Annotated in this window: 1 protein-coding gene; it reads right to left on the reverse strand. The window is 57.2% G+C overall.

Annotated features, from left to right (window positions below):
• Nucleotides 1-680, reverse strand: a 680-nt coding sequence (locus EOA85_RS36390; RefSeq protein WP_281033840.1) for a citrate/2-methylcitrate synthase, incomplete at its 3' end; no start/stop codon positions are given.
• Between the last annotated feature and the right edge of the window lie 138 nt (nt 681-818).

An 818-nucleotide genomic window follows, 5' to 3' on the forward strand; every position in this document is an offset into this window, starting at 1 on the left:
GGATTGATCTTGTATTCCTCACACGGCACGGCAAAGCACATATGTAGGAAGTTGGCCGCGAAATTCAGCTCGTTCTTCGGGTAAATGAAGGGCTGGCCGATGTGGTACTTATAAGCCATCGCCGCGATCGTCGGCATCTTGGCGATCAGCCGCATCGACGCGACCATGCGCTGGTAGGGGTCCGAGATGTCGGTGGAATCGTGATAGAAGGCTGACAGCGCGCCGACCACGCCGCACATCACCGCCATCGGGTGCGCGTCGCGGCGAAAGCCGGTGAAGAAGCGCGACATCTGCTCGTGCACCATGGTGTGGCGCGTCACCCGGTAGTCGAAATCGTCCTTCTGCGCCTTGGTCGGCAATTCGCCGTAGAGCAAGAGGTAGCAGACTTCGAGGAAGTCGCCATGCTCGGCCAACTGGTCGATCGGATAGCCGCGATGCAAAAGGATGCCGGCATCGCCATCGATGAAGGTGATTTCCGACTCGCAGCTTGCCGTCGAAGTGAAGCCGGGATCATAAGTGAACGCCCCGGTGGTGCTGTAAAGCGAGCCGATATCGATGACGTCCGGTCCGACCGAGCCGCTTCGCACCTTGAGCTCGTGAGTTTTGCCGCCGAATTCAAGTTTCGCAGTCGACGCGTGGGTTTTGCCGCCAAATTCCATTTTTGTCGCAGCTTCGGACATTGCAAACTCCTTTAGGTTTTCTCAGTGCCGGCAAAGGCGAAATATCTGCAACGCAACACGTCGAAAGCACCGGAGTTCGCGCGTTTGCGCCCGCAATTGGATTTGCGTGCCAAATTGGGCCAAGATCTAATGTTGCAC

This window comes from Mesorhizobium sp. M5C.F.Ca.IN.020.29.1.1 (assembly GCF_003997375.1).
GTDB lineage: Bacteria > Pseudomonadota > Alphaproteobacteria > Rhizobiales > Rhizobiaceae > Mesorhizobium > Mesorhizobium wenxiniae.